The organism is Dyella sp. (assembly GCF_051962475.1).
GTDB lineage: Bacteria > Pseudomonadota > Gammaproteobacteria > Xanthomonadales > Rhodanobacteraceae > Dyella_A.
In genome coordinates, this window is the sequence record NZ_JBQCCF010000046.1 from 1 (window position 1) to 4,593 (window position 4,593).

Annotated in this window: 4 protein-coding genes and 1 tRNA gene; all 5 read right to left on the minus strand. The window is 68.0% G+C overall.

Annotated elements, in window-relative coordinates:
* Positions 1-203: 203 nt before the first annotated feature.
* The 5 genes from ACTHJF_RS10255 to pheS all read right to left on the minus strand — a co-directional run bounded on the left by ACTHJF_RS10255 (position 204) and on the right by pheS (position 4,381).
* Positions 204-280: transfer RNA gene (locus ACTHJF_RS10255), tRNA-Pro, on the minus strand.
* A gap of 51 nt (positions 281-331) precedes the next feature.
* The gene (locus ACTHJF_RS10260) at positions 332-688 is read right to left on the minus strand and encodes a MerR family transcriptional regulator (protein ID WP_440267024.1); all 357 of its coding nucleotides are present in this window, start codon (positions 686-688) and stop codon (positions 332-334) included.
* Positions 669-968 (minus strand): integration host factor subunit alpha, encoded by a 300-nt coding sequence (gene ihfA / locus ACTHJF_RS10265; protein ID WP_404630581.1) that lies wholly within the window; start codon positions 966-968, stop codon positions 669-671. The genes ACTHJF_RS10260 and ihfA overlap by 20 nt, the downstream gene beginning before the upstream one ends.
* Before the next feature lies 1 nt (position 969).
* Entirely contained in the window at positions 970-3,348 is a 2,379-nt protein-coding gene (gene pheT / locus ACTHJF_RS10270; RefSeq protein ID WP_440267025.1) for a phenylalanine--tRNA ligase subunit beta, read from the minus strand.
* 37 nt (positions 3,349-3,385) lie between these two features.
* A complete protein-coding gene (gene pheS / locus ACTHJF_RS10275) occupies positions 3,386-4,381 on the minus strand; it encodes a phenylalanine--tRNA ligase subunit alpha (protein ID WP_440267026.1) in 996 nt (331 codons plus the stop codon).
* Positions 4,382-4,593 lie beyond the last annotated feature (212 nt).

Here is a 4,593-nt window from a genome sequence, read left to right on the forward strand (position 1 = left end):
CACACGGACCGGCGGGCCTCTCCCCCCCCCACGCGCCCCACCCGCGTTATCTACTGAAATTGTAGGAGCCGGCTCGCGGGCGATGCCCTTGGTTTTGTTTGGCAACATAAACGAACGCTTCGCCCGCGAGCGGGCTCCTACAACGGAAGCAGATAGCGGAAACAGCAACGGCGCCCAGGGGCGCCGTTTCTTTTTGCTTCGATTGGTCGGGGCGGCCGGATTCGAACCGACGACCCTCTGCCCCCCAGGCAGATGCGCTACCAGGCTGCGCTACGCCCCGACGATCAAACAAGTGCGCAAGTCTAGCAGCTTGCGATGCTGCGCCGGAAGCTCAGCGGCGCAGCAGGCTAAGGATTTCTTCCAGCTCCATGCGCACCTGGCGCACGATCTGGTGCGACATGCTCGCTTCCATTCGCGCCTGTGGGCCTTCGAGCCGCGCGCGGGCACCGGTGATGGTGAAACCCTCGTCGTACAGCAGCGAGCGGATCTGGCGGATCATCAGCACGTCGTGGCGCTGGGAGTAGCGGCGATTGCCGCGGCGCTTGACCGGGTTGAGCGCAGGAAATTCCTGCTCCCAATAGCGCAGCACGTGCGGCTTCACCCCGCACAGCTCGCTGACCTCACCGATGGTGAAGTAGCGCTTGGCCGGGATGGCTGGAAGCTCGGTGTTATTCCCTTGGTCCAGCATAGCTCTCGACCCGCACCTTGAGTTTCTGACCCGGACGGAACGTCACCACCCGGCGGGCGGAGATCGGAATCTCTTCGCCCGTCTTCGGGTTGCGTCCCGGACGCTGGTTCTTCATGCGCAGATCGAAGTTGCCGAAACCGGACAGCTTCACCTGCTCCCCTTTTTCCAACGCCTCGCGGACCACCTCGAAGTAGGCGTCCACGAATTCCTTCGCCTCACGCTTGTTGAGGCCCACCTCGAGGAACAGGCGCTCGGCCATTTCCGCCTTGGTCAGCGCCATCTCAACCTCGCAATCTTGCCTTGCATGCCTTCTCCAACGCAGTGACCGCCTCACGTACGCAACGGTCCGCGTCGTCGTCGGTAAGCGTGCGTGAAGCGTCCTGCAAAATCAAGCCCATAGCGAGGCTTTTTCGGCCTGCTTCGACCCCTTTGCCACTGTAGCGGTCGAACAGTTTGAGCTGACTGAGCACGCCGCCGAGCGTGTCACGGACCACCTGCTCGATCTGTGACCAGCTCACCGCCTCCGGAAGATCCAGGGCGAGGTCGCGGCGCACCGAGGGGAACCGCGGCACCGGCCGCGCCCGCGGCAGGCGGCGGCCGAGCAGGGGCTCCAGCGCCACTTCCAGGACATGGACGTCGGGCCCCAGGTCCAGCGCCTTGGCCAACTGCGGATGCAGCGCGCCGAGGAAGCCGACGGTGATCCCATCGCGGGCCACGCGCGCACCCCGCCCCGGGTGCAGCCAAGCCGGCAGCTGGTCGGCATGCACCGACCAGCGCTGCGGCTCACCACCCCAGGCGATGATGGCGTCCAGATCGCCCTTGAGGTCGAAGAAGTCCAGCGCGCGCGGGCTCTCGCCCCACTGCTCGGCCCGCGCGCTGCCACAGGCAGCGATCGCCAGGCTCGGCGTCTCCACCGGCGGATCGCCGGCGACGAACACCCGGGCCACCTCGAACAAGCGCACCCGCTCCTGCTGGCGCGCACGGTTGTGACGCAGCGATTCCACCAGCCCAGGCAGCAGCGAGGGCCGCATCACCGCCAGATCGGCCGACAGCGGATTGGCCAGCGGCACCAGCGCGTCGGTGAAGCTCCAGCGCGTCAGCAGCTCGGCCGGCACGAAGGAGAGATTCACCGCCTCGTGGTAACCGCGCGCCGCCAGTTGCTCGCGCAGGGCCAGGTCGCCGATGCGCGCCTCCGGCTCGGCGGCCAGCGTCAGCGCGCCCGCCGGCGTGTGGGTGGGAATGTTGTCGTAGCCGAAAATGCGCGCCACCTCTTCGATGAGGTCTTCCTCGCGCTCGATGTCGAAGCGGCTGCTCGGCGCGGTGACGGTCCAGCCATCGGCCGTGGGCGCCACCTGCATACCCAGCGCGGTGAAGATGCGCGCCACTTCGGCGTCGTCCACCGTCACGCCGAGCACGCGGCGCAGGCGCTCGCGACGCAGGGGCACCGGCGCCGGCGTCGGCAGATCTTCCGGCCGCTCGGCCACCAACACGGGACCGGCCTTGCCGCCCACGATCGTCAGCAGGAGCTCGGTGGCGCGTTCCAGCGCGCGCTGCGGCAGCGCCGGATCGACGCCGCGCTCGAAGCGATGCGAGGCATCCGTATGCAGGCCCAGCTTGCGCGCCTTGCCCATGATCGCCGAGGGCGCGAAGTACGCGGACTCCAGGAACACGTTGGCGGTGGCGTCGGTGACGCGCGAATCGAAACCGCCCATCACGCCGGCGACGGCCAGCGCCTTTGCCTCATCGGCGATCACCACGAAGCCGCCGTCGAGCTTGGCCTCACTGCCATCGAGCAGTTTCAGCGTTTCGCCAGCCGCTGCGTGGCGCACCACGATGTCGCCACGCAGCGCGTCGTTGTCAAACGCGTGCATCGGCTGGCCCAGCTCGAGCATCACGTAGTTGGTCACGTCGACTACGGCGCTGATCGGACGCAGTCCGGCGCGGCGCAGGCGCTCAGCCATCCACAGCGGCGTGCGCGCGGTGGCGTCGATACCCTCGATGATGCGGCCCAGATAGCGCGGAGCATCCTTCCCAGCCTCCAGCCGGATGCCGCGGCGCGCGGCGCTGGTGACCGCCGCGGACGACTGCGCCGGCACCTTCACGCGACTGCCGAACAGCGCCGCGACGTCGTGCGCCAGGCCGACCAGCCCCAGGCAATCCGGACGGTTCGGGGTGAGCTTGAGCTCGATGCTCGCATCGGGCAGGCCGAGGTAGCCCGCCAGCGGCTGGCCAACCGGTGCGTCGAACGGCAGTTCCAACAGGCCCGAGGCATCGGCATCGACCCCCAATTCCTTGGCCGAGCACAGCATGCCGAACGACTCCACGCCACGCAGCTTGGCGGCCTTGATCGCGATGCCGCCGGGCAGGGACGCGCCGACCGTGGCCAGAGGCACCTTGATGCCGACGCGCGCGTTCGGCGCGCCGCAGACGATCTGCAGCGGCTCGCCCTGCCCCGCGTCGACGCGGCAGACCTGCAGACGGTCCGCCTCAGGATGCTTCTCGGCGGCCACGATCTCGGCCACGACCACACCGTCCAGGCCTTCGCCTAGCACGGTCAGTTCCTCGACCTCCAGGCCCGCCATGGTCAGCGCATGGGCCAGTTGCGCGCGGTCGGCGCGGATCTCGACCAGCTCGCGCAGCCAGTTCTCGGAGAATTTCATCTTGTTGATTCCTTGCCGGCAGGGCGATTCGAGAGGATCAGGCGAACTGCTTGAGGAAGCGCAGATCGTTCTCGAAGAACGCGCGCAGGTCGGACACGCCGTATCGCAGCATCGCGAAGCGCTCCACGCCCAGGCCGAAGGCGAAGCCGGTGTAGCGCTCCGGATCGATACCGCAGTTCCTCAGCACATTCGGATGCACCATGCCGCAGCCCAGCACCTCCAGCCAGCGGCTCTGGCCGTCTTCGGTCTCCCAGCGGATGTCCACCTCCGCCGAGGGTTCGGTGAAGGGGAAGTAGCTGGGACGGAAGCGCATCTCGAAGTCGCGCTCGAAGAACGCACGCACGAACTCGGCCAGCGTGCCCTTGAGGTCGGCGAAGCTGGAGGTCTCATCGACCAGCAGGCCCTCGATCTGGTGGAACATCGGCGAGTGGGTCTGGTCCGAATCGCTGCGGTAGACCTTGCCCGGCGCGATGATGCGGATCGGCGGCTGCCGGCCCTGCATCGAACGCACCTGCACCGGCGAGGTATGCGTGCGCAGCAGGCGCCCGTCGCCGAAATAGAACGTGTCGTGCATGGCACGCGCCGGGTGGTGCGGCGGGAAGTTCAGCGCCTCGAAGTTGTGCCAGTCGTCCTCGATCTCCGGACCGTCGGCACGCTGGTAACCCAGCCGCGCGAAGATCGACGCGATGCGTTCCAGCGCGCGGGTGATCGGATGGATGCCGCCGCGCTCGCCGTCGCGCCCGGGCAGGCTGATGTCGATGGTTTCGGAGGCTAGGCGCCGGTCCAGCTCGGCCTGCTCCAGCGTCGCCTTGCGCGCAGCCAGCGCGTCGGCGAGCCGATCCTTGACGCGGTTGACCTCGGCGCCGCGCGCCTTGCGCTCGTCCGGCGCCAGCGCGCCCAGCGACTTCAGCGCGGCGGTGACGATGCCGCTCTTGCCGAGCAGGCCCACGCGCAGGGCGTCGAGCGCATCGAGCGAGGTGGCGGCGGCGATATCCGCCAGGGCTTGGTTGGCGCGACTGTCCAGATCGTCCATCAGTGTGTTTCCGGCCTTATCTTCGGGTTCAATGAACTGCCACATCGCTGCCGTCATTCCCGCGCAAGCGGGAATCCATTTACCTGGATGCAAGGTCACCGCGGATGCCCCCGGGCGCGGGAAAGCCGGCCCAGGCGCGCCCCGAGACCCCGGAGTTGCCCGCACAAAAACAAAAAACGGGGGGGGGCGGTGGCCTCCGCCCCCCGTGCGTT

Bases quoted from the DNA above. Each gene is read 5' to 3' on its own strand.
- ACTHJF_RS10260 (WP_440267024.1), bottom strand. From the start codon at position 688: ATGCTGGACCAAGGGAATAACACCGAGCTTCCAGCCATCCCGGCCAAG.
- pheT (WP_440267025.1), bottom strand. From the start codon at position 3,348: ATGAAATTCTCCGAGAACTGGCTGCGCGAGCTGGTCGAGATCCGCGCC.
- pheS (WP_440267026.1), bottom strand. From the start codon at position 4,381: ATGGACGATCTGGACAGTCGCGCCAACCAAGCCCTGGCGGATATCGCC.
- ihfA (WP_404630581.1), bottom strand. From the start codon at position 968: ATGGCGCTGACCAAGGCGGAAATGGCCGAGCGCCTGTTCCTCGAGGTG.